At 73.0% G+C, this 24,735-nt stretch carries 26 protein-coding genes and 2 tRNA genes; 7 read left to right on the forward strand and 21 right to left on the reverse strand.

All coding sequences use genetic code 11. The features are described from left to right. Positions 1–98 precede the first annotated feature (98 nt). From ACH4PY_RS13535 to pgsA, 7 genes are all read right to left on the reverse strand, one after another. Complete coding sequence (locus ACH4PY_RS13535) at positions 99–851, reverse strand: YebC/PmpR family DNA-binding transcriptional regulator (protein ID WP_398180368.1); 753 nt, start codon at positions 849–851, stop codon at positions 99–101. A 64-nt stretch (positions 852–915) separates the two neighbouring features. Further along, a complete protein-coding gene (gene pdxT, locus ACH4PY_RS13540) occupies positions 916–1,506 on the reverse strand; it encodes a pyridoxal 5'-phosphate synthase glutaminase subunit PdxT (protein WP_398180371.1) in 591 nt (196 codons plus the stop codon). Positions 1,507–1,512: 6 nt separating this feature from the next. Continuing rightward, complete coding sequence (gene pdxS / locus ACH4PY_RS13545) at positions 1,513–2,424, reverse strand: pyridoxal 5'-phosphate synthase lyase subunit PdxS (protein ID WP_398180374.1); 912 nt, start codon at positions 2,422–2,424, stop codon at positions 1,513–1,515. 144 nt (positions 2,425–2,568) lie between these two features. Further along, complete coding sequence (locus ACH4PY_RS13550) at positions 2,569–3,120, reverse strand: hypothetical protein (RefSeq protein WP_398180377.1); 552 nt, start codon at positions 3,118–3,120, stop codon at positions 2,569–2,571. Between the two features lie 11 nt (positions 3,121–3,131). Next, positions 3,132–4,292 (reverse strand): glycosyltransferase family 4 protein, encoded by a 1,161-nt coding sequence (locus tag ACH4PY_RS13555; protein ID WP_398180380.1) that lies wholly within the window; start codon positions 4,290–4,292, stop codon positions 3,132–3,134. Further along, entirely contained in the window at positions 4,289–5,251 is a 963-nt protein-coding gene (locus ACH4PY_RS13560; RefSeq protein ID WP_398180383.1) for a phosphatidylinositol mannoside acyltransferase, read from the reverse strand. The genes ACH4PY_RS13555 and ACH4PY_RS13560 overlap by 4 nt, the downstream gene beginning before the upstream one ends. Further along, positions 5,248–5,916, reverse strand: a complete 669-nt coding sequence (pgsA, locus tag ACH4PY_RS13565; RefSeq protein ID WP_398180386.1) for a phosphatidylinositol phosphate synthase — start codon at positions 5,914–5,916, stop codon at positions 5,248–5,250. The genes ACH4PY_RS13560 and pgsA overlap by 4 nt, the downstream gene beginning before the upstream one ends. 361 nt (positions 5,917–6,277) lie before the next feature. On the opposite strand from pgsA, the gene ACH4PY_RS13570 reads away from it, so the two are divergent. Both ACH4PY_RS13570 and ACH4PY_RS13575 read left to right on the forward strand, forming a co-directional pair. After that, the gene (locus ACH4PY_RS13570) at positions 6,278–8,494 is read left to right on the forward strand and encodes an elongation factor G-like protein EF-G2 (RefSeq protein ID WP_398180390.1); all 2,217 of its coding nucleotides are present in this window, start codon (positions 6,278–6,280) and stop codon (positions 8,492–8,494) included. A gap of 190 nt (positions 8,495–8,684) precedes the next feature. Further along, positions 8,685–10,334, forward strand: coding sequence for a hypothetical protein (locus ACH4PY_RS13575; RefSeq protein WP_398180393.1), 1,650 nt, complete (start codon positions 8,685–8,687; stop codon positions 10,332–10,334). Positions 10,335–10,352: 18 nt separating this feature from the next. Here ACH4PY_RS13575 and ACH4PY_RS13580 read toward each other — a convergent pair whose 3' ends face one another. Next, complete coding sequence (locus ACH4PY_RS13580; protein WP_398180396.1) at positions 10,353–10,910, reverse strand: HIT family protein; 558 nt, start codon at positions 10,908–10,910, stop codon at positions 10,353–10,355. A 66-nt stretch (positions 10,911–10,976) separates the two neighbouring features. Between ACH4PY_RS13580 and ACH4PY_RS13585 the strand changes: the two genes are divergently transcribed. Then, entirely contained in the window at positions 10,977–11,636 is a 660-nt protein-coding gene (locus ACH4PY_RS13585) for a potassium channel family protein (RefSeq protein WP_398180399.1), read from the forward strand. A 26-nt stretch (positions 11,637–11,662) separates the two neighbouring features. On the opposite strand, the gene thrS is transcribed toward ACH4PY_RS13585, so the two are convergent. The 5 genes from thrS to ACH4PY_RS13610 form a co-directional block, all read right to left on the reverse strand. After that, positions 11,663–13,645 carry a threonine--tRNA ligase gene (thrS, locus tag ACH4PY_RS13590; RefSeq protein WP_398180402.1) on the reverse strand — a complete coding sequence of 661 codons (1,983 nt, stop codon included), beginning with the start codon at positions 13,643–13,645 and terminating at the stop codon, positions 11,663–11,665. A 116-nt stretch (positions 13,646–13,761) separates the two neighbouring features. Continuing rightward, the gene (locus tag ACH4PY_RS13595; protein WP_398180405.1) at positions 13,762–14,007 is read right to left on the reverse strand and encodes a hypothetical protein; all 246 of its coding nucleotides are present in this window, start codon (positions 14,005–14,007) and stop codon (positions 13,762–13,764) included. Further along, complete coding sequence (locus tag ACH4PY_RS13600; RefSeq protein ID WP_398180408.1) at positions 13,991–14,296, reverse strand: DUF6400 family protein; 306 nt, start codon at positions 14,294–14,296, stop codon at positions 13,991–13,993. Before ACH4PY_RS13600 ends, ACH4PY_RS13595 begins: the two co-directional genes overlap by 17 nt. Before the next feature lie 69 nt (positions 14,297–14,365). After that, the gene (locus ACH4PY_RS13605) at positions 14,366–15,616 is read right to left on the reverse strand and encodes a PP2C family protein-serine/threonine phosphatase (RefSeq protein ID WP_398180411.1); all 1,251 of its coding nucleotides are present in this window, start codon (positions 15,614–15,616) and stop codon (positions 14,366–14,368) included. After that, positions 15,613–17,244, reverse strand: a complete 1,632-nt coding sequence (locus ACH4PY_RS13610) for an ATP-binding protein (protein WP_398180414.1) — start codon at positions 17,242–17,244, stop codon at positions 15,613–15,615. The genes ACH4PY_RS13605 and ACH4PY_RS13610 overlap by 4 nt, the downstream gene beginning before the upstream one ends. Before the next feature lie 209 nt (positions 17,245–17,453). Between ACH4PY_RS13610 and ACH4PY_RS13615 the strand changes: the two genes are divergently transcribed. Continuing rightward, a complete protein-coding gene (locus ACH4PY_RS13615) occupies positions 17,454–17,894 on the forward strand; it encodes a response regulator (protein ID WP_398180417.1) in 441 nt (146 codons plus the stop codon). A gap of 78 nt (positions 17,895–17,972) precedes the next feature. Here ACH4PY_RS13615 and ACH4PY_RS13620 read toward each other — a convergent pair. From ACH4PY_RS13620 to ACH4PY_RS13635, 4 genes are all read right to left on the reverse strand, one after another. Beyond that, positions 17,973–18,044: transfer RNA gene (locus ACH4PY_RS13620), tRNA-Val, on the reverse strand. A 38-nt stretch (positions 18,045–18,082) separates the two neighbouring features. After that, positions 18,083–18,544, reverse strand: a complete 462-nt coding sequence (locus ACH4PY_RS13625; RefSeq protein WP_398180420.1) for an SRPBCC family protein — start codon at positions 18,542–18,544, stop codon at positions 18,083–18,085. Positions 18,545–18,634: 90 nt separating this feature from the next. After that, positions 18,635–18,706: transfer RNA gene (locus ACH4PY_RS13630), tRNA-Val, on the reverse strand. 52 nt (positions 18,707–18,758) lie between these two features. Beyond that, positions 18,759–19,172: a TIGR02611 family protein gene (locus ACH4PY_RS13635; protein ID WP_398180423.1), complete on the reverse strand. Its 414-nt coding sequence runs from the start codon at positions 19,170–19,172 to the stop codon at positions 18,759–18,761. 191 nt (positions 19,173–19,363) lie between these two features. Here ACH4PY_RS13635 and ACH4PY_RS13640 point away from each other — a divergent pair, with 191 nt between their 5' ends. Together ACH4PY_RS13640 and ACH4PY_RS13645 are read left to right on the forward strand one after the other, a co-directional pair. Further along, the gene (locus ACH4PY_RS13640) at positions 19,364–19,777 is read left to right on the forward strand and encodes an SsgA family sporulation/cell division regulator (protein WP_003959770.1); all 414 of its coding nucleotides are present in this window, start codon (positions 19,364–19,366) and stop codon (positions 19,775–19,777) included. Positions 19,778–19,979: 202 nt separating this feature from the next. Then, complete coding sequence (locus tag ACH4PY_RS13645) at positions 19,980–20,555, forward strand: CGNR zinc finger domain-containing protein (protein WP_398180426.1); 576 nt, start codon at positions 19,980–19,982, stop codon at positions 20,553–20,555. A 14-nt stretch (positions 20,556–20,569) separates the two neighbouring features. Here ACH4PY_RS13645 and ACH4PY_RS13650 read toward each other — a convergent pair whose 3' ends face one another. Together ACH4PY_RS13650 and ACH4PY_RS13655 are read right to left on the reverse strand one after the other, a co-directional pair. Further along, positions 20,570–20,914 carry a hypothetical protein gene (locus tag ACH4PY_RS13650; protein ID WP_398180892.1) on the reverse strand — a complete coding sequence of 115 codons (345 nt, stop codon included), beginning with the start codon at positions 20,912–20,914 and terminating at the stop codon, positions 20,570–20,572. Positions 20,915–21,052: 138 nt separating this feature from the next. Further along, positions 21,053–21,517, reverse strand: coding sequence for a hypothetical protein (locus ACH4PY_RS13655; protein ID WP_398180429.1), 465 nt, complete (start codon positions 21,515–21,517; stop codon positions 21,053–21,055). Between the two features lie 123 nt (positions 21,518–21,640). Here ACH4PY_RS13655 and ACH4PY_RS13660 point away from each other — a divergent pair, with 123 nt between their 5' ends. Then, positions 21,641–22,156, forward strand: a complete 516-nt coding sequence (locus ACH4PY_RS13660) for a DsbA family protein (protein WP_398180432.1) — start codon at positions 21,641–21,643, stop codon at positions 22,154–22,156. A gap of 26 nt (positions 22,157–22,182) precedes the next feature. Here the strand turns inward: ACH4PY_RS13660 and ACH4PY_RS13665 are convergent, their stop codons facing one another. Both ACH4PY_RS13665 and ACH4PY_RS13670 read right to left on the reverse strand, forming a co-directional pair. Then, positions 22,183–22,986 carry a GNAT family N-acetyltransferase gene (locus ACH4PY_RS13665; protein ID WP_398180435.1) on the reverse strand — a complete coding sequence of 268 codons (804 nt, stop codon included), beginning with the start codon at positions 22,984–22,986 and terminating at the stop codon, positions 22,183–22,185. Between the two features lie 135 nt (positions 22,987–23,121). Next, complete coding sequence (locus ACH4PY_RS13670; protein ID WP_398180438.1) at positions 23,122–24,684, reverse strand: hypothetical protein; 1,563 nt, start codon at positions 24,682–24,684, stop codon at positions 23,122–23,124. Positions 24,685–24,735: the final 51 nt, after the last annotated feature.

Here is a 24,735-nt window from a genome sequence, read left to right on the forward strand (position 1 = left end):
CGCTCGTTCCCGCAGGCTATCGGTTCGCACCGACAACAAAGGGCGGGCCGGGCAGGTGTGTTCCCGCCCGGCCCGCCCCGGCCCGCCCGCCGCTCGCGTCAGGCGTCGACCTTCTCCATGACCTCGTCCGAGACGTCAAAATTCGCGAAGACGTTCTGCACGTCGTCGCTGTCCTCCAGCGCGTCGATCAGCTTGAAGATCTTGCGCGCGCCGTCCTCGTCCAGCTCCACCTGCATGGTGGGCAGGAAGTTGGCGTCCGCCGAGTCGTAGTCGATGTTCGCCTCCTGGAGGGCCTTGCGGACCGGCACCAGGTCGGTGGCCTCGCTGATCACCTCGAAGGACTCGCCGAGGTCGTTGACCTCCTCGGCGCCCGCGTCCAGGACGGCGCCGAGGACGTCGTCCTCGGACAGCCCGCTCTTGGGGACGATCACCACGCCCTTGCGGTTGAACAGGTACGACACCGAGCCCGGGTCGGCCATGGAACCGCCGTTGCGGGTCATGGCCACGCGGACGTCGGAGGCGGCGCGGTTGCGGTTGTCGGTCAGGCACTCGATGAGGACGGCGACGCCGTTCGGTCCGTAGCCCTCGTACATGATCGTCTGGTAGTCGGCGCCGCCGGCCTCCAGGCCCGCACCGCGCTTGACCGCGCTGTCGATGTTCTTGTTCGGGACGGAGCTCTTCTTCGCCTTCTGGATGGCGTCGAAGAGCGTCGGGTTGCCGTCCGGGTCCGCGCCACCGGTCCGGGCCGCGACCTCGATGTTCTTGATCAGCTTCGCGAAGAGCTTGCCGCGCTTGGCATCGATCACGGCCTTCTTGTGCTTCGTCGTAGCCCATTTAGAGTGGCCGGACATCCGACAGTCTCCTTCGCGTCACCCAGTGCTGTTCTTCGGCTCGGTCGATCCTACCGGGATCGGATCACCCCGCGGCGCGCACGGCGGACACGAAGAGTTCATGCACCCGGTGGTCGCCGGTCAGCTCCGGATGGAAGGACGTGGCCAGCACGTTCCCCTGCCGGACGGCCACGATGTGGCCCCGGTGCTCGGCGAGCACCTCGGTGCTCGCACCGACCGACTCGACCCAGGGCGCCCGGATGAAGACACCCTCCACCGGGCCGCCGGGGACCTCCGCCATCTCGACGGCCGCCTCGAAGGACTCGTTCTGCCGCCCGAAGGCGTTGCGGCGCACGATCATGTCGATGCCGCCGAAGGTCTCCTGACCCGACCTGGGGTCGAGGATCTTGTCGGCGAGCATGATCAGCCCGGCGCACGTGCCGTAGACCGGCAGGCCGTCGCGTATCGCCGCGCGCAGCGGCTCCATCAGGCCGAAGAGCGCCGCCAGCTTGGAGATGGTGGTGGACTCGCCGCCGGGTATCACCAGGCCGTCGAGCCCGGCCAGCTCCTCGGGGCGGCGGACCGGGCCGGCCGCGGCGTCCGCCGCGGCCAGCGCCGCAAGGTGTTCGCGTACGTCGCCCTGGAGGGCGAGCACGCCGATGGTGGGCCGGGTCATCGGTGCTTACCAGCCGCGCTTGGCGTACTGCTCGGACTCCGGCAGCGTGTCGATGTTGATGCCGACCATGGCCTCGCCCAGGTCGCGGGAGGAGTCCGCGATGACCTTCGGGTCGTCGAAGAAGGTGGTCGCGCGGACGATCGCGGCGGCGCGCTTGGCCGGGTCGCCGGACTTGAAGATGCCCGAGCCGACGAAGACGCCCTCGGCGCCGAGCTGGCGCATCAGGGCCGCGTCCGCGGGGGTGGCCACGCCGCCGGCGGAGAACAGCACGACAGGCAGCTTGCCCAGCTCGGCGACCTCCTTGACCAGCTCGTAGGGCGCGCGCAGCTCCTTGGCGGCGGCGTACAGCTCGTGGTTGTCGAGCGCCTTGAGGCGGCCGATCTCACCGCGGATCTGACGCAGGTGGCGGACCGCCTCGACGACGTTGCCGGTGCCGGCCTCGCCCTTGGAGCGGATCATGGCCGCGCCCTCGGCGATACGCCGCAGGGCCTCGCCCAGGTTGGTGGCGCCGCACACGAAGGGGGTGGTGAAGGCCCACTTGTCGGAGTGGTTGACCTCGTCGGCCGGGGTCAGCACCTCGGACTCGTCGATGTAGTCCACGCCGAGCGACTGGAGCACCTGCGCCTCGACGAAGTGGCCGATACGGGACTTGGCCATCACCGGGATGGAGACGGCGTTGATGATGCCCTCGATCATGTCGGGGTCGGACATCCGGGCCACACCGCCCTGCGCGCGGATGTCGGCCGGAACGCGCTCCAGCGCCATGACGGCGACGGCGCCGGCGTCCTCGGCGATCTTGGCCTGCTCCGGGGTGACGACGTCCATGATCACGCCGCCCTTGAGCTGCTCGGCCATGCCGCGCTTCACACGCGCGGTGCCGGTCTCGGGGGTGCTGGCGGTGGACGGTGTGGTGGACACGGTGACCTCACTCACTGATGACGGTGGCTGGCTGGCAAACCCCACCCATGGTCCGGCGGGGCGTGGCCGCGGGAAAGGGCCAATTCGCCTCGGGTGGCTCCCGCCGCAGGTCACCGGTGGTGCCACCGGTTGCGCGGGCACCTTCTACGGTACGCCCGCGCCCTCCGCGGTCAGCGGCGCGGGGGGTTCGTCGTCCATCTCGAAGGCCAGCGGGAAGGGCGCGTGCCCGGCCAGCCGCAGCCAGCGCACCACACGGTGCTCGCGGACCGCGCGGGCCGCACGCACCGCGTCGTTGTGGAAGCGGCGGGCCATCGGCACCCGGCGCACCGCCTGCGTCAGCTCGCCGACCGCCGCGGTGCCGCCGGGCGCGGCGCGCACCTCGCCGACCGCCTCGGTGTCCGGGAAGACCGCGCGCAGCGCCTGGCTCAGTTCGCTCTCGGCCACTTCGCGCTGCTCGGGCTCGGCCTGCCGGGCGGCGTGCGCGGACTCGTACAGCACGATCGAGGCGGCCGGGTCGAGGACGCCCGCGGTCGCCAGCTCCTGGGCGACCGAGGCGCGCCGCAGCAGCTGCGCGTCCAGTGCGGCGCGCGCGGCGTCGATACGGGCGTGCAGCCGGTCCAGGCGCCCCGCGGTCCAGCTCAGGTAGAGGCCGACGGCGACGAGCGCGACCGCGATCCAGATGATGGTGGTGGTCACGGGCGGCAAGGCTACCGGCGCGTCGGCCCGAAGATGCCGCGCAGCCGGGTGCGTTCGTCGGTGGCGACGCGCGCGGCGCCGTCGGCGACGGTCTCGTAGACGGCGAGGATCTCCGCGCCGACCTCGGACCAGTCGAAGCGCCGCACGTGCGCCCGGCCGCGTTCGCTCAGCGCGGCGCGCCGCTCCGGGTCGCCCAGCAGCCGCAGCGCGGCCTCGGCGAGCGCGTCGGCGTCCTCGTTGCCGAACAGCTCGCCCGCGGTGCCCTGCGCGAGCACCTGGGCGAAGGCGTCCAGGTCGCTGGCGAGCACGGGGGCACCGGCCGACATCGCCTCGACGAGGATGATGCCGAAGGACTCGCCGCCGGTGTTGGGCGCCACGTACAGGTCGACGCTGCGCAGCAGCCGGGCCTTGTCCTCGTCGCTGATCATGCCGAGGAACTCGACCTGCCCGCGCAGGCGTTCCGGCAGCGTGGCGACGGCCTCCTCGGCGTCGCCGCGCCCGGCGACCAGCAGCCGGGTCCGCGGCCGGGCCGCGAGGATCGCGGGCAGCGCGCGCATCAGCACCGGCAGGCCCTTGCGGGGCTCGTCGATGCGGCCCATGAAGCCGATGGTGTCGCCCTGCCACTCCGGGCGGGGCTCGGCGCGCGCGAAGAAGCCGACGTCCACGCCGTTGGGGATGACGACGGCGTCGCCGCCCAGGTGCTCGACGAGGGTGCGGCGGGCGTACTCGCTCACCGCGATGCGCGCCCGGATCTTCTCCAGCGCGGGCTGGAGGATCGGGTAGGCGGCGATCATCGCCCGTGAGCGCGGGTTGGAGGTGTGGAAGGTCGCCACGATCGGTCCCTGCGCGGCCCAGCACGCGAGCAGCCCCAGCGACGGCGAGCTGGGCTCGTGGATGTGGACGACGTCGAAGCCGCCGTCGTGCAGCCAGCGCCGGACCCGGGCGGCGGACAGGAAGCCGAAGTTCAGCCGGGCGACCGACCCGTTGTACGGCACCGGGACCGCGCGCCCGGCGGACACCACGTACGGCGGCAGCGGCGTCTCGTCGTCGGCGGGCGCGAGGACGGAGACGTGGTGGCCGAGCCCGGTGAGGTGCTCGGCGAGGTCGCGGATGTGGAACTGGACGCCACCGGGGACGTCCCAGGAGTACGGGCAGACGATCCCGATCCTCACGCGGTCCCCGTTCCCTCGCCCGTCACCGCCGCGCGGGTGCGCGGCTCCAGGTCGTCGAGCCACAGCCGCTGGAGCATGTGCCAGTCCTGCGGGTGCGCGGCGATGCCCGCCGCGAAGGTGTCGGCGAGCGACTGCGTCATCACCGCGGTGCGCTGCGCCCGGGTGCCCTCGTCCGGCACCGCGACCGGCGGGTGCACGGTGCCCTGGAGCACCGGCGACTCGTCGTACCAGAGGGTGACCGGCAGCAGCAGGGCGCCGGTGTGCTGGGCGAGCAGCGCGGGGCCGGCCGGCATGCGGGTCTTCGCGCCGAAGAAGTCGACCTCGACGCCGGAGGCGGACAGGTCGCGGTCGGCGACCAGGCACACCAGGCCGCCGTCGCGCAGCCGCCGGGCGAGGGTGCCGAAGGCGCTGCCGCCGGTGTGCGGCAGCACCTCCATGCCCAGGCCCTCGCGGTAGGCGACGAAGCGGTCGTAGAGCGTCTCGGGCTTGAGGCGTTCGGCGACGGTGGTGAAGGGCGTCTCCAGCTTGGTGGTGACCCAGGCGCCCGCGAGGTCCCAGTTGGCCATGTGCGGCAGCGCGAGGATGACGCCCTTGCCCGCGGCCATGCCGCCGGTCAGGTAGTGCACGTCGGAGGGGGTGAAGCCGCCGCGGATGCGGTCCTTGCTCCACGCCGGGAGCCGGAAGGACTCCATCCAGTAGCGCAGGTAGGAGCGCATCCCGGCGCGGGACAGCTCGCGCAGCGCGTCCTCGCCGGCGTCCGGCACGATCCGGGCGAGGTTGGCCTCCAGCCGCCGCACGCCCTTGCCGCGCCGGCGCCACGCGGCGTCGGCGACGGTACGGCCCAGGGCCCGCGCCGCGGGTTCCGGCAGCGTCTTCACCGCGCCCCAGCCGGCCCCGTACAGGCCGTCGACGAGGCTCCCCCGCAGGCGGGCGGCGCGGGAGGTGCCGTCAGCGCTCACACGCTGCTCCCCTGGCCGGCGGCCGCCGCGGCGGCGTCCGCCTCCGCGGCCTCGCGGCGGACCGTGACGACCCGCTGGATCAGCGTGACGAGGCTGCCGACGGCGACGACCCACAGCGCGACCGGCAGCAGGTACTGGATGCCGGGCACCCCGAAGGTGCGGTGGAAGCCGGACAGGCCGCACAGCACGAGGGTGATGACGAGCCGCTCGGAGCGCTCGACCAGGCCGTTGACGTTGACCGGCAGGCCGATCGCCTCGCCGCGCGCCTTGGTGTACGACACGACCTGGCCGCTGGCCAGGCAGAAGATCGTGACGGCGCACAGCACCAGGTCGTCGCCCTTGCCCGCGTACCACAGGGCCAGGCCGCCGAAGACCGCGCCGTCCGCGACCCGGTCCAGGGTGGAGTCGAGGAAGGCGCCCCAGCGGCTGGAGCGGCCCATCTGGCGTGCCATGTTCCCGTCGACCAGGTCGGAGAAGACGAAGAGCGTGATCACGACCGTGCCCCAGAAGAACTGCCCCATGGGGTAGAACACCAGCGCGCCGGCGACGACACCCGCGGTGCCGACGAGCGTCACCGTGTCCGGGGTCACCCCCTTGCGCAGCAGAAACGCGGCGAACGGCGTGAGAACACGCGTGAAGAAAGCACGCGCGTACTTGTTCAGCATGGCCTTCCCGACAGGTCGGAGAACGTGAGCGCGGCGTCCCGTACGTCGCACGGCCGCCTGCGGTGGCGGTCCGTGGTCCGCCGCCGGATGGCCCATCGTAGCCAGCCGCCGAGGAGCGGACGCGCCAGGCACCGCCGTAACCGCCGCTCACCCCGGCCGCGGCCGTCCCCCGGCTCCCCGGGTGACCGGCGCCGGTACGACGTATGGACGCCGCCTGACCGCCGTGGGAAGGTCGAAAGACCGCGGGCGTCGCCGCCAGGCCGCCTCGGAACGTACGCGCGGTCGTGACGCGGTGTCCCGGAGCGCGCCCCCGTGGCGAGGGCGCGGACCCCACGCGGGCAAGGCCGGGAGGCGAGTGCACATGGGTGCAGCCGACAGGAACGGACAGCCAGGGGCCGCCGGAAGGGCACCGGCGGCCGACCGCCCCGAGCAGGTGCGCAACGTGGTGCTGGTCGGCCACAGCGGAGCGGGCAAGACGACCCTGGTGGAGGCGCTGGCGCTGACCACCGGCGCGGTGAACCGGGCGGGCCGGGTGGAGGACGGCGGCTCGGTCTCCGACCACGACGAGATCGAGCAGCGGCAGGGGCGCTCGGTGCAGCTGTCGCTGGTGCCGGTCGCATGGGACGGCGTCAAGGTCAACGTGCTCGACACCCCCGGGTACGCCGACTTCGTCGGGGAGCTGCGGGCCGGTCTGCGGGCGGCGGACGCGGCCCTCTTCGTCGTCTCGGCGGCGCAGGACGGCGAGGGCGTCGGCGGTGCGACGCGGATGGTGTGGGACGAGTGCGCGGCCGTCGGGATGCCGCGGGCGGTCGTGGTGACGCACCTGGAGTCGGCGCGGGCCGGCTTCGAGGAGACGGCCGCGCAGGTCGCCCGCGAGCTGGGCGGCGACGACCCGGACGCGGTGCTGCCGCTCTACCTCCCCGTGCACGGGGAGCCGGGACCCGACGGGCACGCCCCGGTGACGGGCCTGGCCGGGCTGCTGACCCGGCGGGTGTACGACTACTCCTCCGGCGAGCGGGTCGCGCAGGATCCGCCGGAGGACCTGCTGCCGCTGCTGGCGCGGTCCCGCGACCGGCTGATCGAGGGGATCATCGCCGAGAGCGAGGACGAGACCCTCATGGACCGCTACCTGGGCGGCGAGGACATCGACGTCGGCACGCTGATCGCCGACCTGGAGCGCGCGGTGGCCCGCGGCACCTTCCACCCGGTGCTGGCCGCCGCCCCCGCCGCCGAGGGCGCCCGGCAGGGGCTGGGCACCGTCGAACTGCTGGAGCTGATGACCGGCGGCTTCCCGACGCCGCTGGAGCGCGCGGTGCCGCCGGTCGCCGCGCTGGACGGCGCACGCACCGCGCTGACCTGCGACCCGGACGGGCCGCTGGCCGCCGAGGTGGTCAAGACGTCGTCCGACCCGTACGTGGGGCGGCTCAGCCTGGTGCGGGTCTTCTCCGGGACGCTGCGGCCCGACGACACCGTGCACGTGTCCGGGCACGGCATGGCCGACCGCGGCCACGAGGACCACGACGTGGACGAGCGGGTCGGCGCCCTGACCTCACCGTTCGGCAGGCACCAGCGCCCGGTGCCGTCCGCCGCGGCCGGCGACCTGGTGTGCGTGGCGAAGCTGGCCCGCGCGGAGACCGGGGACACCCTCTCGGCCAAGGACCGCCCGCTGCTGATGGAGCCCTGGCAGATGCCGGACCCGCTGCTGCCCGTCGCGATCGAGGCGCACAGCAAGGCGGACGAGGACAAGCTCTCGCTGGGCCTGTCCCGGCTGGTCGCCGAGGACCCGACGATGCGGCTGGAGCAGAACCGGGCGACCGGGCAGGTCGTGCTGTGGTGCCTGGGCGAGGCGCATGCCGGGGTGGCCCTGGAGCGGCTGCGCGGCCGGTACGGGGTGCAGGTCGACGCGGTGCCCTACCGGGTGCCGCTGCGGGAGACCTTCGGGCGGCCGGCCGCTGCGCGCGGGCGGCACGTCAAGCAGTCCGGCGGGCACGGGCAGTTCGCGATCTGCGAGATCGAGGTGGAGCCGCTGCCCGCGGGCTCGGGCATCGAGTTCGTGGACAAGGTCGTCGGCGGGGCGGTGCCGCGGCAGTTCGTCCCGTCGGTGGAGAAGGGCGTGCGCGCCCAGGCCGCCCGCGGGGTCGCGATGGGCTTCCCGGTGGTCGACATCCGCGTCACGCTCTCGGACGGCAAGGCGCACTCCGTCGACTCCTCCGACGCCGCCTTCCAGACCGCCGGGGCGCTCGCCCTGCGGGAGGCCGCGGCCGAGTGCCGGATCGACCTGCTGGAGCCGGTCTCCGAGGTCGGGGTGATGGTGCCGGACGCGTACGTCGGCCCGGTGATGAGCGACCTGTCCGCGCGCCGCGGGCGGGTCCTGGGCACCGAACCCGCGGGACCGGGACGCACCCTGGTGCGGGCCGACGTGCCGGAGATCGAGATCGGCCGCTACGCGGTGGACCTGCGGTCGCTGTCGCACGGCACCGGGCGCTTCAGCCGGCACTACGTCCGGCACGAGCCGATGCCCGCGGCGCTCGCGGCGAAGCTGCGCGAGCAGGAGGGAACCTCCGTCCCGGCCGGCTGACCCCGGCCCGTGACACCGCCAACACCCGGCGTACGCCGGAGCGTTGACGAGGCGTCGGCGGCTTGCGGCCCCACCGCGGGCCGCCGCGCCGGTAATCTGGTGACTGCTCCGAACGTGTGACACGGACTCCGGCGGGGAATGGGCCGGTCGGAGCGGGGTGGTGCGGCGGCATGGCGGACTGGGGGCATCGGTGACGAACGGATTCGACTTCAGCCCCGGGGCTCAGGTCCCGCTCACGGGCACCGACGGCGAGACCGGCGCGACGCAGGCGCTCGCCTCGGCGGCGTACCGGGACTCCAAGATGGAGGCGCTGGTCGAGATCAACGACGCCACCAAGGTCAAGCCTCCGCGCCTGTCGCTCTTCGAGCCCAACCTCGGCGAGGCCTGGTCGCGCGCCGTGCAGACCCGGATGCTCGGCGGGGCCCGCGGCGAACTCGTGCAGTCCTTCGGCGTCGAACCGCAGACCGTCGTCGAGCACTGCCTGGCCGCCAACCGCATCCGGCAGGAGCGCGACACCCGGCTGACCGTCGTGATGGGCGTGTTCGGCGCGCTCTTCCTGCCCGGTGTGCTGCTGTGGCTCGGCGCCTTCCAGCTGCGCAAGTCGCTCGGCAACGCGAAGGCCGGCGGCAAGAAGTACGGCGTGCTCGGCGGCGCGGTGCTCTTCGTCGCCGTCGCGCTGGCCGTGCTGCTGGCGGTCGTGCCGCCGTTCTCCGGCTTCTGGCGGCAGTACTTCCGGGTCATGATGATCGTCCCGGTCATCGGCTGGTTCTACGCCAAGCGGATCTGCGAGCGCACCGCGAAGGACCTGCGCGACCGCTGGGGCGGCCTCGTCGCGGGCAGCGGCGTCGGCGCGAAGATCCCCGAGGCGGTGCCGCGCAACCCCAACCAGACCAAGGCCGAGACGCTGCGCCAGTCCCTCGCCAAGCTCTCCGCCGAGCAGCGCAGCAACGTCGTCTTCTACGCCGGCCCCAAGGGGATACTCGGCATGGGCAGCCGCTGGGGCAGCTGGCACATGGCCGAGGAGCTGGTGCCCGCCGAGGGCGTCAAGGACATCAACCCCTTCCGCAGCTGGGACGTGATCCGCGCGATCCACGACCGGCTGCGGATGCTGGAGCGCACCCCGCTGCACACCGGCGGCTTCAGCAAGCCGTCGATACGGCACTGGATCGTCGTCCCGACCGGCGAGGGCGCCTCGAAGATCTCCCGCCCGACCGGCGCTGAGGTCGACGCCTTCACCGTCAAGGACTTCGAGATCCAGCGGATCTGCAACACCCAGCAGTTCGGCAAGGGCAACCGCCACTACCTGGGCATCCAGTTCACCCTGTGGGACGGCAACCTCGTCATCACCCTCATGACGACGGTGACCGTGCTCGCCCACACCCTGCGGGTCGACGTCACCGCGCACGCCCTCGGCCCGGTCAACGGGCTGTTCACCTCGGGCCCTTCGGCCAGGACCAAGACCGTCAGCAAGTCGGTCAAGTTCTGGGAGACCAGGACCGTCAACCTGCCGCTGATCGACTCGACCGAGGTCGTCCGGCTCGCCGCCCGCGCCCCGCTGACCTGGTTCCCGCCGGTCCTGGACCACCTCGGCGGCACCCTCACGCTCCCCGAGCCGTTCGGGCTGCGCCACACCTGGGTCGACAAGCCGTGGGGCCACCGCTTCATGGCCGACGACGCGCTGCGCACCGCGACCCCCGTGCTGCGCGCGGTGCACGCCGCCGCGATCCAGGTCATGGCCGAGAACGGCGTGGACACCACGCACTTCAGCAGCCGCTCGTCCTCCCTCAGCGGCGCGGTGCAGAGCGCCGAGCCCAAGAAGGCCGACGCCTACGACGCGTGACGCCGCGCCGCCGGGCCCTCAGCGGGGCCAGGCGTCGGCGAGGAGTTTGCGGGTGTCGGCCAGGAGTTGCGGGAGCACCTTCGTGTGGCCGACGACCGGCATGAAGTTCACGTCGCCGCCCCACCGCGGCACCACGTGCTGGTGCAGGTGGGCGGCGATGCCCGCGCCCGCCACCGCGCCCTGGTTCATGCCGATGTTGAAGCCGTGCGCGCCCGAGGCGCCGCGCAGCGCCGTCATCGCCCGCTTGGTCAGCTCCGCCAGCTCCAGCGTCTCCGCCGCGTCCAGCTCGGTGTAGTCGGCGACATGCCGGTAGGGCACCACCATCAGGTGCCCGCTGTTGTACGGGTAGAGGTTGAGCACCGCGTACACGTGCTCGCCGCGCTTGATGACCAGCCCGTCCTCGTCCGACTCGGCCGGGATCGCGCAGAACGGACATCCGTCGCCGGCGCCGGGACCGGTGGGCTTGTTCTCCCCCTGGATGTACGCCATGCGGTGCGGGGTCCACAGCCGCTGGAACGCGTCCGGTACCCCCGCCCCGTGCCTGTGCTCCGGCTCACTCGTCATGCCGCTCAGCATAGGACTTCCCCGGCGGGGCGCGTGTCGCCGGGCCCGGCCCAGGGCCCGTACCGCGATCCTGTCCCGATGGAGGACCACGACCGGCTGGAGCGCTGGCAGAACCGCAGCGAGACCCCGCTCTTCCTGCTGTCGACGCTCTACCTCGCCGCCTACGCCGTGCACGTGCTCGCCACCGGGCTGCCGCGGGCCGCGCACACCGCGCTGCTCGCCGTCATCGGCGCGACCTGGGCGGGCTTCCTCGCCGACTACGTGGTGCGGGTCCGGCTCAGCGGCCGGCGCTTCGGCCCGCGCTACGTCGCGCACCACCTGCTGGACACCGTCGTGCTGCTGCTGCCGCTGCTGCGCCCGCTGCGGGCGGTGCAGATCTACCAGGTGATGCAGCGCCGCAACGCGCAGCCGCGGCTCAGCCTGTACGGCCGCGTCATCGCGTACGCGGGCATCTCGACGCTGCTCATGGGCTTCGCGGGCGCGCTCGCCGTCTACCAGCAGGAGCGGGGCGCGCCGGGCGCGACGATCCGCACCTTCGGGGACGCGGTGTGGTGGGTGTGCGAGACGCTCACGACGGTCGGCTACGGCGACGTCACGCCGGTCACGGTGGGCGGCCGGACCATCGCGGCCTTCCTGATGGCGATGGGCCTGGCCCTGCTGGGCGCGGTGACCGGCTCCTTCTCCTCCTGGCTCTTCCAGGTCTTCGCCCGCGAGGGCGAGCTGCCCCCGGACCGCTGAGCGGCGGCGCCGGGGGCAGCGGGCGCTCACACCTGGACGCGGCGCTCCACGACGTCCACCAGCTTGGCCAGCGCCTGGTCCCGCGGAACGCCGTTCTCCTGCGAACCGTCCCGGTAGCGGAAGGACACCGTGCCGTTCGTCATGTCCTCGTCGCCGACGATGATCATGAACGGGACCTTCAGCTTCTGGTGCGTGCGGATCTTCTTCTGCATCCGGTCCGAGGACGCGTCCACCTCGACCCGCAGGCCCTTGCGCTTCGCCTCGCCCGCGAACTCCTCCAGGTAGGACACGTGCGCGTCGCCCACCGGGATGCCGACCGCCTGGACGGGGGCGAGCCACGCCGGGAAGGCGCCCGCGTAGTGCTCCAGCAGCACCGCGAAGAAGCGCTCGATCGAGCCGAACAGCGCCCGGTGGATCATGACGGGGCGCTGCCGCGAGCCGTCGGGGGCGGTGTACTGGAGGTCGAAGCGCTCGGGCAGGTTGAAGTCCAGCTGCACGGTGGACATCTGCCAGCTGCGGCCGATCGCGTCCTTCGTCTGGACGGAGATCTTCGGGCCGTAGAAGGCGGCGCCGCCCGGGTCGGGCACGAGCGGCAGGCCCTGCTTCTCGGCGACCTGGCGCAGCGTCTCGGTGGCCTCCTCCCACACCTCGTCGGAGCCGACGTACTTCTCCGGATCCTTGGTGGACAGCTCCAGGTAGAAGTCGGTGAGGCCGTAGTCGCGCAGCAGGTTGAGGACGAAGGTGAGGGTCTTGTCGAGCTCCTCGGCCATCTGCTCCTTGGTGCAGTAGATGTGCGCGTCGTCCTGCGTGAAGCCGCGGGCCCGGGTCAGGCCGTGCACGACGCCCGACTTCTCGTAGCGGTAGACCGTGCCGAACTCGAACAGCCGCAGCGGCAGTTCGCGGTAGGAGCGGCCGCGCGCGTCGAAGATGAGGTTGTGCATCGGGCAGTTCATGGGCTTGAGGTAGTAGTCCGTGCCCTCGTCGAGCTGCATGGGCGGGTACATGCCGTCGGCGTACCAGTCCAGGTGGCCCGACGTCTCGAACAGCGTGCCCTTGGTGGCGTGCGGGGTGTAGACGAACTCGTAGCCCTCCTCCTCGTGCCGGCGGCGCGAGTAGTCCTCCATGACCCGGCGGACGATGCCGCCCTTGGGGTGGAAGACCGCGAGGCCCGAGCCGATCTGCTCGGGGATGGAGAAGAGGTCCAGCTCGCTGCCGAGCTTGCGGTGGTCGCGCTTGGCGGCCTCCTCCAGGAACTCCAGGTACGCCTTCAGCTCGTCCTTGGTCGGCCAGGCGGTGCCGTAGATGCGCTGGAGCATCGGGTTCTTCTCGCTGCCGCGCCAGTACGCCGCCGCGTTGCGCATGAGCTTGAAGGCCGGGATGAGGCGGGTGCTCGGCAGGTGCGGGCCGCGGCACAGGTCCTTCCAGCACAGCTCGCCGGTCTTGGCGTCGAGGTTGTCGTAGATGGTCAGCTCACCGCCGCCCACCTCGACGTCCGCGCCGTCCTCGCTGCCGGCCGAGGAGCCCTTGAGGCCGATGAGCTCCAGCTTGTACGGCTCGGCGGCCAGCTCCGCGCGGGCCTCGTCCTCGGTGACGACGCGGCGGGAGAAGCGCTGGCCGCGCTTCTGGATCTCCTGCATCTTCCTCTCGACGGCCTTGAGGTCGTCGGGCTGGAAGGGCTTGTCGACGTCGAAGTCGTAGTAGAAGCCGTCCTTGATGGGCGGGCCGATACCGAGCTTGGCCTCGGGGAACAGCTCCTGCACGGCCTGCGCCATGACGTGCGCGGTCGAGTGCCGCAGGATGTCGAGCCCGTCGTCGCTGGTGATCTCGACCGGCTCGACGGTCTCGCCGTCGGCCAGGACGTACGTCAGGTCGCGCAGCTCGCCGCCGACCCGGGCCGCGACGACGGACCGCTCGCCCTCGAAGAGCCCGGCGGCCGTCGTGCCCGTCGTGACCGTCCGCTCTTCCGGTTCGGCGGAATCGCGTCTGATGATCACACGGAGGTCTGACACCGGTCTGCTCCTGACTGAGGTCTACGGACCGCGGCGGAGGTCGCCGCACGCCTGAATCGTACCGAGCCGGGAGGTCCCCCCGCGCAGGCCGTCCACAGGTGCCCGCGGGGCCGCCTTCAGGGGCAGGGGGAGCCGCCGCCGGGGCCCGCGGCGCCCGGGCGGGTGTTCAGCGACCACACATGCGTGCAGCGCGGGCACTGGAGGTGGACGACGGGGCCGCGGTTGGACAGCAGGTAGCGCCAGTGCTCCCCGCAGGTGCGGCGGCCGGCGCAGGCCGCGCAGTCACGCGCGTCGTCGCAGCCGGGGCAGGCCACCCAGGCCCGCCGGGCGGGGTCGGCCTGGGGGTCAATGGGCAGCCGCACGGCCCGGCCCCTCCCCCGGTCCGTCCTGCGGTCCGGGCCCGCGGCCCGGCAGGACCCCGGCCGCGACCAGTTCGTCGTGGACGCGCTGCTGCTCGGCGTCCAGCCCGGAGTAGAGCAGCGCGTACGCCTCTGCCTCGCCGCGCAGCACCTCGACCGGGTCCCAGTCCGGGCCCAGCGCGGCGACGACCTCGGCACGCCGCCGGACCTCGTCGCGCGTCAGGTCGAGGCTGAAGGGTACGAGGTCGGGGCGGTCCGGATTGCGGGGATCGCGGGCATCGGCGGCATTCATGGCAGGACTTCCGATCTGGGGGGACCCTTCCATCCTTACCAGCCGTGCCGCCCCGGGGGAAGGGTCCCCTTACCTGCCGTGACCGACCTCATGTCCGTTCTGCGGCGCCCTGGGCTCCGGCAGCCTGCCGGTGGCCGCCCAGGTCAGCAGCAGGACGGCCACGTCGTCGAGGTGCCGCCCGCCGTCCAGGGCGCGGGTGGCGGCCGTGAGGTGGTCCAGGAGGGCCTGGCCGTACGGTTCGGGCGCGGCGGCGATGACGGTGATGAGGCCCTCGGTGCCGAGCCGCTCCGGGCCGCTGCCCGCATGGCCCTCGGTGAGCCCGTCGGTGTACAGCAGCAGGGCCCCGGCGGGGGGCAGCACGACCTGTGAGGTGCGCCAGTCCTCGGTGCCGGGCAGGAAGCCGAGCGCGATACCGGGCCGGGCCGCGATCTGGGCCGCCTGGCCCTTCTCGACCAGCAGCGGTGCCTCGTGCCCGGCGAGGGTGATGTCGGCGTGGCCGGCCGCCGGGTCCAGCCGCAGCGTCGCGACGGTGGCGAACATGGCCGGGTCGGTGCGCTCGGCGACCAGGATCCGCTCCAGCAGCGCGAGCAGCGCGGCGTCCCGGTAGCCGCCGAGGACCAGCGTGCGCCACGCGATCCGCAGGCACACCCCTATCGCGGCCTCGTCGGGCCCGTGGCCGCTGACGTCGCCGATGACGGCGTGCACGACGCCGTCGGCGGTCTCCACGACGTCGAGGAAGTCCCCGGCCAGCAGGGCGCCCTCGCGTCCGGGCAGGTAGCGGGACGCCGGGACGACCCGGGGTTCGGGCGGCAGCATCGGGACGGGCAGCAGGCCGCGTTCCAGCCGCTGGTTCTCCTGCGCGCGCTGCTGGTTGGCGCGCAGCTGCGCCGCGGTGTGCTCGACCTGTTTGCGGTGCACGGCGTAGCGGATCGCCCGGTCCAGCAGCTCGCCGGTGACGGAGCCTTTGACCAGGTAGTCCTGCGCGCCGGAGGCCACCGCGTCGGCGCCCGCGGTGTCCTCGGCCAGGCCGGTCAGCACGATGACGGCCGCGACGCCGCAGGCCTCCTGCACCCGGCGCACGGCGCCGACGCCCTGCGCGTCGGGCAGGTGCAGGTCGAGCAGGACGCAGTCGGGCGCCTGCCGGGTGGCCAGCGCGATGCCCTCGTGCAGACTCTGCACCCACGTCAGGTCGACGTCGAGGGTGGTGTCGGCGAGGTACTCCTCGACGAGCAGCGCGTCGCCCGGGTCGTCCTCGACGAGCAGAACGCGCAGCGTGGAGTGGGCCGACGCGTCCGCCGGCCCGGTTGCCGCAAGGTTCACCGATGGTTCTCCTGCGTCGTGGCGGCCGCCGCGGCGGGGGACGGCCCGGGGAGCGTGAAGGCGATACGCGTCCCGGGGGTGTGGACGGGGTCGACGGCGATGGTCCCGCCGTGGAATTCGACGATCTTCTTGCACAGGGCCAGGCCGATGCCGTTGCCCGGGTAGGTCTCGCGGGTGTGCAGCCGCTGGAAGATGACGAAGACCTGCTCGGCGAACTCCGCGCTGATGCCGATGCCGTTGTCGCTGACGGCGAAGTGCCACAGGCCGTCGTCGTCGGCGTGGGCGCTGAGCCGGATCCGCGGCGGGCGGTCGGGGCTGCGGAACTTGACCGCGTTGGACAGCAGGTTCTGCAGCAGCATGCCCAGCTGGGTGGCGTCGCCGGTGACCGTGGGCAGCGGGTCGTGCTCCAGTTCGGCGCCCGCCTCCTCCACCACGACGCTCAGCGCGTCGGCGGTGCGGGTGAAGAGCTGCTCCAGGTCCACTTCGGAGGTCTCGGCGTTCAGCCGCCCGACGCGGGAGAAGGCGAGCAGGTCGTTGATGAGGGTCTGCATGCGGTTGGCGCCGTCCACGGCGAAGCCGATGTACTGCCCGGCCCGTTCGTCGAGCCGGTCGGCGTAGCGGCGCTGGAGCAGCTGGCAGAAGCTGGCGACCTTGCGCAGCGGTTCCTGGAGGTCGTGCGAGGCGACGTAGGCGAACTGCTCCAGCTCGGCGTTGGAGCGGCGCAGTTCGGTGGCCTGCTCGTCCAGTTGCAGCCGGTTGGCGTCGGTGCGGGCGAGCTCGCGGACCAGCCGGACCCGCATCGACTCCACACCGGCGGCCATCTGCCGCAGGTCGGCCGGTCCGGTCGGGGTGACGGGGTGGTCGAACATGCCGTCGGCGACCAGCCGTACGTCGCCGGACAGCCGCTCCAGCGGGCGCGTCACACCGCGGCGCAGCCCGACGAAGACGGCGGTGGTCAGGGCGACGATGAGCGCGCCGATCGCGGCGAAGAGGACGTCGCGTTCGGTGGTGGCCGAGTGCAGCTGGGCGCGGGCGTCCTCGCGGGCGTGCTGGATGGTCTGCTGGAGCCGGCCCGCGGCGTCGCGTACGGCGTCGAACTCGCTCTTGCCCTCGTCGGCGCGCTCGGAGGCCAGGGCGACCGGGGCGCCGGGCGGGGCGGTGGCGATGGGCTCGGCGATGCGCCCCTGCCAGACGGCGGCCCGCTGCTCCAGCGTGTCGAGGTCGCGGACGACGTCGGCGTGGTCGCCCATGACCGTACGCAGCCGGGTGGCGAAGGTGCGCTGGTCGCTGACACCGGTGCGGTAGGGGTCGAGGAAGTCGGGCTGGCCGGCGAGGCCGTAGCCGCGGATGCCGGTCTCCTGGTCGGTCAGGGCGGTTTCCAGCCGGACGGCGGCGACGAAGGCGGAGTCGGCGGACAGCACGCGGTCGGTCAGCGTCGCGGAGCGGGCCAGCAGCAGGCCGCCCGCCGTTCCGAGCAGCAGCAGGACGGCGAGGGCGGACGCGGCGCCGATGGTGAGCCACCGCCGGGTCGTCCAGCGCCCCGCCGCGTCCGGACCGGCCTCCTCGGGCTGCGGCTGCTGCGGCACTGCCTGCGGTCCGGCAGGCTGCTGCGGTATCTGGATGTCCATCCTGCTCCTCACGACCGGCCGGCGCTGATGCCGCGTGACACGCGAACTGCGGGCCCGGTCGCGGACGGCGCCATCGTACCTGGAACGGCCGCCGGGAACAGGCCCGGGCGGCTGTCTCGCGGAGGCTCGATTGTTCACGCGGCCTGGGCTGCATATCCTGCGAGTGACCGTACGGGCGCCCCGCCGTCCACAACGTCAGGAGCACCGCAGTGAACTCCCTCGTCCCGCACCCCGCTTACCGCGTGCTCCTCGTCGAGGACGATCCCGCCGACGCGCTCCTCGTGGAGGAGGCGCTCACCGGCAGGGGGATCGACCGGGACATCACCCGGGCCGACGACGGCATCGAAGCGCTCGACCACCTCCGCGACCCGGCCAACCCGCGCCCGGACCTGATCGTCCTGGACCTCAACATGCCCCGGATGAACGGCCGCGAACTGCTCGACGTCCTCAAGGAGGACGGCGCGCTGCGCAGCATCCCGGTCGTGGTGCTCACCACCTCCGCGACCCCCGCCGACGTGAGCGGGGCCTACGAGCGGCACGCCAACGCGTACGTCACCAAGCCGGTCAACCTCGACGACTTCCTGGAGTCGGTGCGCAGCATCGACCAGTTCTTCCTGGAGACCGCGACCGTCCCGCACCGCGAGGACTGAGCCCGGCCGGGGGGACCCGCCCCCGGGAACGACGAAAGGGCCGCCCGGTGAGGGCGGCCCTGAACGTCTCGGAAAGTGTGGGCGATACTGGGATCGAACCAGTGACCCCTTCGGTGTGAACGAAGTGCTCTCCCGCTGAGCTAATCGCCCGGGACATCGAGAACCTTACAGGTGAACGCGGCGCGCGTTCAAACGACATGGCCGCGCCCGTCCGCCAGCAGGGCGCGCAGTCCGCGCAGGCCCGCGTACATCATCAGCGTGTGGTTGGCCAGGAAGAAGGGCCGCCCGGGGGCGGCGAGAAGGCGCATCAGGGGTTTGCGGACGACGACCTGCTGCTCGAAGAGCAGCCGGGTGCCGGTGCCCTCCGGGGCGGCCGTCCAGCGCACCCAGCCCTCCAAGTCGCCCTCCATCGCCGCTTCGAGGACCCGGGCGCCGGGGTCCTGGCGGGTGGAGCGGGCGGTGACGACGAGGTCGTACGGCAGCAGGGAGCGGAAGCGCAGCACGCCGGTGGTGGCGCCGGTCTGCCGGACCTCGCGGATCTGCGGCCACCACCGCGGGTAGGCGTCCGGGCGTTCCAGGACGCGGTAGACGGTGTCCGGATCGGCGGCCAGCCGCCAGACGCTGCGGAATCGGTAGTGACTCCAGTCCATGGGGCCAGTGTGCGCGCGGGACCGGGCGGCGGGGGCGGAAACGCCGAGGGTCCCGGAGCCTGTGACGGCTCCGGGACCCTCGGTCCGGGGTGGGCGATACTGGGATCGAACCAGTGACCCCTTCGGTGTGAACGAAGTGCTCTCCCGCTGAGCTAATCGCCCCGGTGTGCGGACTACTTTACCGCACCCGCGCGGCCCTCCCGACCAGCCGGCCTCACACCGCCTTCCACGGCATCGTGAAGCCGAAGGCGAGCACGTACCAGACCGCCAGCCCGGCGAGCACGAGCACGACCGCCGTGGTGATCAGCAGGTTGCGGCGGCGCACCCGGGGGTCGGCGGCGGCCCTGGCGAAGTCGGCGACCTTGCGGCGCGTCCAGCGCAGCACCTTCTGCGCCCAGACGAACTCGGTCCCCCAGATCGCCATGCCGCCGAAGATGATCAGCCAGCCGGGTCCGGGCAGCGGCAGCAGCACGATGCCGCCGCCGATGACCGCGAGGCCGACAACGAAGATCCCCGCCCGCCACGCCGCGTGCAGCGGCCGTGACCGCTTGACGAACTCCGGCGCACGCGAACCGAGCTGCGAACCATTGGCCACAGCTTCATCGATCTGGTCACTCTCCGCGATCACATATGCCAACGTACCGGACGTCGGGGCATTAGCCGAAACGGCCCTTCCGCCCTTCTCTCCACTAGTCCGGACGAGCTACCAGAAGCCTCACAAACCCCTCAGAGGGGTTTACAACGTCCCCGCAGGTGGCATGTCGATTTCGCCGACGTGCGAATCCCCGAGCGCACACTGAGCGAAAGGCCCTGGCGCTTATGAACACCACGGTCAGCTGCGAGCTGCACCTGCGCCTCGTTGTGTCGAGCGAATCCTCACTGCCCGTACCCGCGGGCTTGCGGTACGACACGGCCGATCCGTATGCCGTGCACGCCACCTTCCACACCGGAGCCGAAGAGACGGTCGAATGGGTCTTCGCCCGCGACCTGCTCGCCGAGGGGCTGCACCGCCCCACCGGCACCGGCGACGTCAGAGTCTGGCCGTCCCGCAGCCACGGTCAGGGCGTCGTCTGCATCGCCCTCAGCTCCCCGGAGGGCGAAGCCCTGCTCGAAGCCCCCGCACGGGCCCTGGAGTCCTTCCTGAAGCGGACGGACGCCGCGGTCCCGCCGGGCACCGAGCATCGCCACTTCGACCTCGACACCGAGCTCTCCCACATCCTCGCGGAGAGCTAGCCGCGGTCACCGACCGTCCGCGGCCGGTCCTACTCGGGGGGACCGCCCGGACACCCAAGGCGGCGCAGGCCCGCGCCGGCCGCCTGACACCGCAGGAACGAGAGCCGCCGCGGTGGGGCCGACACACCCCACGGCGGCGGCTCTCGCACGCTAGAGTCACCGGAACGCAGCCGAACGACGACGCCGGCGCAGGGAGCGTTTCGTGCTGATCAACCATGACACCAGGTGCGCGCTCGACAGCGCGGTGGATCTGCTCAACACCGCACCCGCGAGCGAGGGCCGCGAGCGGCTCGCCGAACTCTCCGACCTGCGGGCCTTCGTCGAGCGGCGGGACATCAGCGAGGTCGGACGGCTCGACGGGCAGGACCTCACCGCGGTCCGGGCGGTCCGCGCCCGCTTCGCCGAGGTCTTCGCCGCCGAGGACGACGCGGCCGCCGCGGGCCTGCTCAACACGCTCATCGCCGCCGCGAGCACCACCCCGCGGCTCACCGACCACGACGGCTACGACTGGCACGTGCACTACTTCGCGCCGGGCGCCTCCCTCGCCGACCACCTCGCGGCCGACTGCGGCATGGCGCTGGCCTTCCTGATCGTCGCCGGCGAGCGGGAGCGGCTGCGCCGCTGCGACGCCCCCGACTGCCGCCGCGCCTTCGTCGACCTCTCCCGCAACCGCTCCCGCCGCTACTGCGACAGCCGGACCTGCGGCAACCGGCTGCACGTCGCCGCGTACCGCGCCCGGCGCCGCGAGTCGGGCGACCCGGCGGAAGCGGCCGTCTAGGGCCTGCCCCAGGCTCACAGGAAGATCAGGTCGTACGCGGCGCCCGTGCCCAGCAGGCCGCCGACGACCAGCAGGAACAGCATCAGCGGCGGCTGCGACAGCGCGTACAGGCACCCCTGCGGCTCCACCGCGGGCCCGGCCGGTACGGCGTCCTCGGCGCGCCCCTCACCGTCGCCCGCCACCGGCTGCGGACGCCCCGCGGGCTCCGCGGCCGCGGAGCCCGCGGGGGCCGGACACGCGACGGTCCGGGTGCGCACCGGTGTGCGCGGAGCGGGGACGGCGAGGACGTCGGGGGCAGCCGGCACGGCACTCTCCGGCCGCCGCTGTGCGGCGACACGGTCGCCGGTGGTGGGCAGCACACGATGATCTTCGCCTAGCCCGCAGGGTGCCGAGGCACCCCCGGCGGACTTCGCCGTGATCTTCAGCACTCCGGGGGGAGCCGTTCGCAGCGCGGTCGAACGGGCCCCGCACCGCGGACGCGGGCGGGGCGGACGCGGTCAGATGCCGCGGCGCTTGAGGATCTCCTCGACGTCGGCGAACTCCGACAGGCCGCTGTCGGACCCGCGCGAGCGGCGGCCGGACACCGCCGCCGGACGGTTCCCGGCGATCGCCGGAGCCGCCGCACCGCCCCGCACGGACGCCGGGCCGCGCTCCGCCGCACCGCCGCCCTCCGGGAGTCGGGCGGAGATCAGCCGCGTCACCCCGTACAGCAGCGCGGCGACCGCGAGCACACCGAAGCCCATCCACACCGTCGGCTTGAAGACCAGGTCGGCGCCCCAGTGCGCGGTGGCCGTACCGATCTTGCGGCCCAGCGTCACCAGCCCGGCCATCGCCAGCCCCACCGGCAGCAGCGACACCGCGGCGATCCTGGTCGCCGCCAGGAAGCGGCGCCGGTAGGCGGTCATCACGGCGATGCCCAGTCCACCCGCGGACAGGGCGGCACACAGCGTCGTGGTCAGCATTCGCGGCTCCCGTCGGTCGGTCCCTCCCCATCGTGCCTCGCCGCGGTCGCCAAGGGCCACGGTCGGCGCGGATGTTCAGGGGGATCTCCGGGGCGTCTCCTCCGCGAGTGGGAGACTGGCCCCATGGAACACCCCGGCCCCGCCGCCCCCGCCTCGCCCGTCGTCCTCGAGGTCTGGTGCGAACTCCAGTGCCCCGACTGCCGCACCGCTCTCGGCGACATCGCCGCCCTGCGCGAGCGGTACGGCGCCGCCCTCGACATCCAGCTGCGGCACTTCCCGCTCCCCAAGCACCAGCACGCGCTGGCCGCCGCGCAGGCGTACGAGGAGGCCCACGCGCAGGGCCGCGGCTGGGAGTACGCGCAGGCGGTGCTCGCCCGCGCGGAGGAACTCGGCACGGTGGGCGAGCCGCTGCTCGTCGAGGTCGCGCGCGAGCTGGGCCTGGACGCGGAGGAGGTCGACACCGCGCTCGTCGACGGACGGCACCTGCTCGTCGTGGACGCGGACGAGGCGGAGGGCCGCGCGATCGGCGTGACCGGCACGCCCACGTACGTCATCGGCGGCGAACGCCTCGACGGCGGCGCCTCCCAGGAGGGCCTGCGCACGCGCATCGAGTCCCTGGCGGACGCGCTCCTGTCGTAGGCGTACCGGGGCGCGGAGGACCCGGGCTACAGGCCCTTCGAGAAGGAGCGGGACCGTACCTCGTAGCCCAGCGCGGCGTAGAGGTGGAGGCCCACCGCGTTGGTGGTGAAGACGTTCAGGCCGACCTCCCGCACCCCCGCGGAGCGGCACACGGATTCGGCGGCCAGCATGAGGGTGCGGCCGAAGCCGCGGCCGCGGTGCGCGGGGAGGACCTCCACGGCCAGCACCCACGCGGGCAGCGGCTCCGTGCGCAGCCACAGACGGCCCACCGTGGCGCCGTCCGCGTCGAGGGCGAGGAGGCGGCCGGTGGGGAGCGCGGCGGCGGTCGAGGCCGCGGCCTCCTCGGCGGCCCGCCCGGCGGGGACGCCGGTCCGCACGAGCTCGGCGGCGTACCCGCGTTCCAGCTCGGCGAGCCACTCGGCGGCGGATCCGGTGTCCACCTCGTGGAGGCGGCAGCCGGCCGGGAGCGGTGCGGGCGCGGCTCCGGCGGGCAGTTCCCTGGCGAGGGCGCGGTTGGTCTCGGTGTAGCCGAGGGCCCGCGCGATCCGCAGCCCGTAGTCCGCGCCCCGCGGGATCTCGGCGGTCACCCGGGTGCAGCCCCACTGCCGCAGCACCTCCTCCGCGGCGAGCGCGGCGACCGTGCCGCGGCCGCGCCGCCGGTCGGGCTCGGCCACGGTGAGCGCGTCGATACGGCCCGAGCCGCCCGGTGCCTCGGCGGTCAGCCGGAGCCCGCCGACGGGGCGGCCGTTGACGCACACGGTGAAGTCGCGGGAGCGGGCGCCACCGGGCAGGGCGTACTCCTCCCCGGCCGGTCTGAGCGTCGTCGTCATGCGTCCCGCTCCCCCTTCGCTCCTCCCCCGCGCGGCATCCGGGCGGGGTGCGGCCGAGTGTACGGCGGGCGCCTTGGCCGAGTGCTCAGAAGGCACTTGGCCAAGGCGCCCGGCTGCCCACCCCCGCGGGCCGGCTCACTTCCTTGCGCGGGACGCCCGGTAGAGGTCAGCGGTCGTGGCGGCCAGTCCGTCCAGCGACACGCCCTCACCCATCGTCGCGCCCACCGCGCTGTGGTCGGCCCACACGCAGAAGTCGAGCAAGCGCGTGGTCCTACCCTCCATCGCATTGTCGTAGTACTCGTTCCGGGACTCCAGGCACACCATGACGGCTCCCTTGAAACCGCTCAGCGGGACGGTCTTCGACCTACCGGTCCACACCGACGTGCTGTCCGCCGTCGTCGCGAAGACGAACGGTGTCTGCTCACCCCGCTGGATCGACTGGATCATGCGGTAGAGCGCCGCGCGGGGATCGGCGACCCGGCCCTGGAGAGCCCGGAAGGTCACGAGGGAACCGGTTGTCGTGTGGTAATCGGCGCCCGTGCCGGTCGACTCCGGGACGATCCGCGCGGCGTCGGCCGGTGTGATCCCTGTGCCCCGCATGCCCACCCGGGCGGCGCAGAGCGGCTCGTAGTACCCGTAGCCGCAGCTCTTGGACCCGACGTACTTCCGGTAGGAGGTGCCGTCAGCCGTGTACCCGTCAACCGTCTTCGGTGGCACGACCGCGTAGCCGTAGGTGCTCGCGCCCGTGGCGGACGCCGGGGGCGTCACGTAGCCGTGGAACGGGAGGGACTGCGTCGGGCTCGGGGTCGGCCGGGGCTCCCGGGGCACGACCTTGACCCGGGCGGTCCGGTAGAACTCCTTCGTCAGGTCCGCGGCCCTGTTGAGGGGAAGCCCGACCTGGACAGCGGCGACGGTGTAATGGTCGGCCCATACGCACAGTGCCGACGTGGCCTTCGCGGAGGACGCGGACCGGCATTCCAGCGCCCCGTCCTGCACGCCGTTGAGCGGGAACTCCTGGCCGTGGGCGGCGAGCGCGACACCCCGGAACGGCGCCTGCTCGCCGCCGCGGATCGAACGGACCATACGGTCCAGCGCCTTCGCGGGGTCGGGGATGCTGCCCTGCAGCCCACGGAAGACCACGGCGTAGGTGCCGGGCCCGGCGACCTTGCCCTTTCCGTAGTCACCGCCGTTGCCGGACGCGTTCACGACGATCCTGTCGGCGTCCTCGATCTTGACGCCCACGCCGCCGATCTCCTCCGCGGCCGTCGTGCAGTCCGAGTCGGACGGCATGTCCGCGCAGGACCAGTCCGTGTAGTCGACGTACTGGCTGTACCCGGTGGACAGCTTGTACGTACCGACCGCCTTCGGCGGCACGATCTTGTACATGATCTGGTACTTGCCGGGGTCCGCCGGGCCGGAGTCCTTCGCATCGCCGGACGCCCCGGTTGTGGCCGACGCGCCGGATCCGCCCGAGCCCCCCGGCGTCCCCGTGGTGCCGGACGTGCCCGGCGTCCCGGGCGTCGTGTACGTGGGCGAGCCCCCGGGCGTCCCGGGGCCGCGGGACGGGTCGGAGACCCCCGGTGCCGCGGAGTCCTCCGACCCCGACGAGCAGCCGAGGCCCACCAGGGCAACGGCCACCACCAGGGCCGTCGCGCCCAGCACGGTCTTCTCCCGTCTCCTGCGCAGCACAGTACGCATGAACCCCCCTCTTTGCGTTGGGGGTGAGACCACCGGTCAGGCAGAAGGGTT

It is taken from the genome of Streptomyces sp. NPDC021224 (assembly GCF_044332905.1).
In the GTDB taxonomy this organism is placed as follows: Bacteria; Actinomycetota; Actinomycetes; order Streptomycetales; family Streptomycetaceae; genus Actinacidiphila.

Coding starts and splice junctions, on each gene's coding strand:
- ACH4PY_RS13535 (WP_398180368.1), bottom strand. CDS start 851: ATGTCCGGCCACTCTAAATGGGCTACGACGAAGCACAAGAAGGCCGTG.
- pdxT (WP_398180371.1), bottom strand. CDS start 1,506: ATGACCCGGCCCACCATCGGCGTGCTCGCCCTCCAGGGCGACGTACGC.
- pgsA (WP_398180386.1), bottom strand. CDS start 5,916: ATGCTGAACAAGTACGCGCGTGCTTTCTTCACGCGTGTTCTCACGCCG.
- ACH4PY_RS13570 (WP_398180390.1), top strand. CDS start 6,278: ATGGGTGCAGCCGACAGGAACGGACAGCCAGGGGCCGCCGGAAGGGCA.
- ACH4PY_RS13580 (WP_398180396.1), bottom strand. CDS start 10,910: ATGCTGAGCGGCATGACGAGTGAGCCGGAGCACAGGCACGGGGCGGGG.
- ACH4PY_RS13585 (WP_398180399.1), top strand. CDS start 10,977: ATGGAGGACCACGACCGGCTGGAGCGCTGGCAGAACCGCAGCGAGACC.
- ACH4PY_RS13600 (WP_398180408.1), bottom strand. CDS start 14,296: ATGAATGCCGCCGATGCCCGCGATCCCCGCAATCCGGACCGCCCCGAC.
- ACH4PY_RS13610 (WP_398180414.1), bottom strand. CDS start 17,244: ATGGACATCCAGATACCGCAGCAGCCTGCCGGACCGCAGGCAGTGCCG.
- ACH4PY_RS13625 (WP_398180420.1), bottom strand. CDS start 18,544: ATGGACTGGAGTCACTACCGATTCCGCAGCGTCTGGCGGCTGGCCGCC.
- ACH4PY_RS13640 (WP_003959770.1), top strand. CDS start 19,364: ATGAACACCACGGTCAGCTGCGAGCTGCACCTGCGCCTCGTTGTGTCG.
- ACH4PY_RS13655 (WP_398180429.1), bottom strand. CDS start 21,517: ATGCTGACCACGACGCTGTGTGCCGCCCTGTCCGCGGGTGGACTGGGC.
- ACH4PY_RS13660 (WP_398180432.1), top strand. CDS start 21,641: ATGGAACACCCCGGCCCCGCCGCCCCCGCCTCGCCCGTCGTCCTCGAG.
- ACH4PY_RS13665 (WP_398180435.1), bottom strand. CDS start 22,986: ATGACGACGACGCTCAGACCGGCCGGGGAGGAGTACGCCCTGCCCGGT.
- ACH4PY_RS13670 (WP_398180438.1), bottom strand. CDS start 24,684: ATGCGTACTGTGCTGCGCAGGAGACGGGAGAAGACCGTGCTGGGCGCG.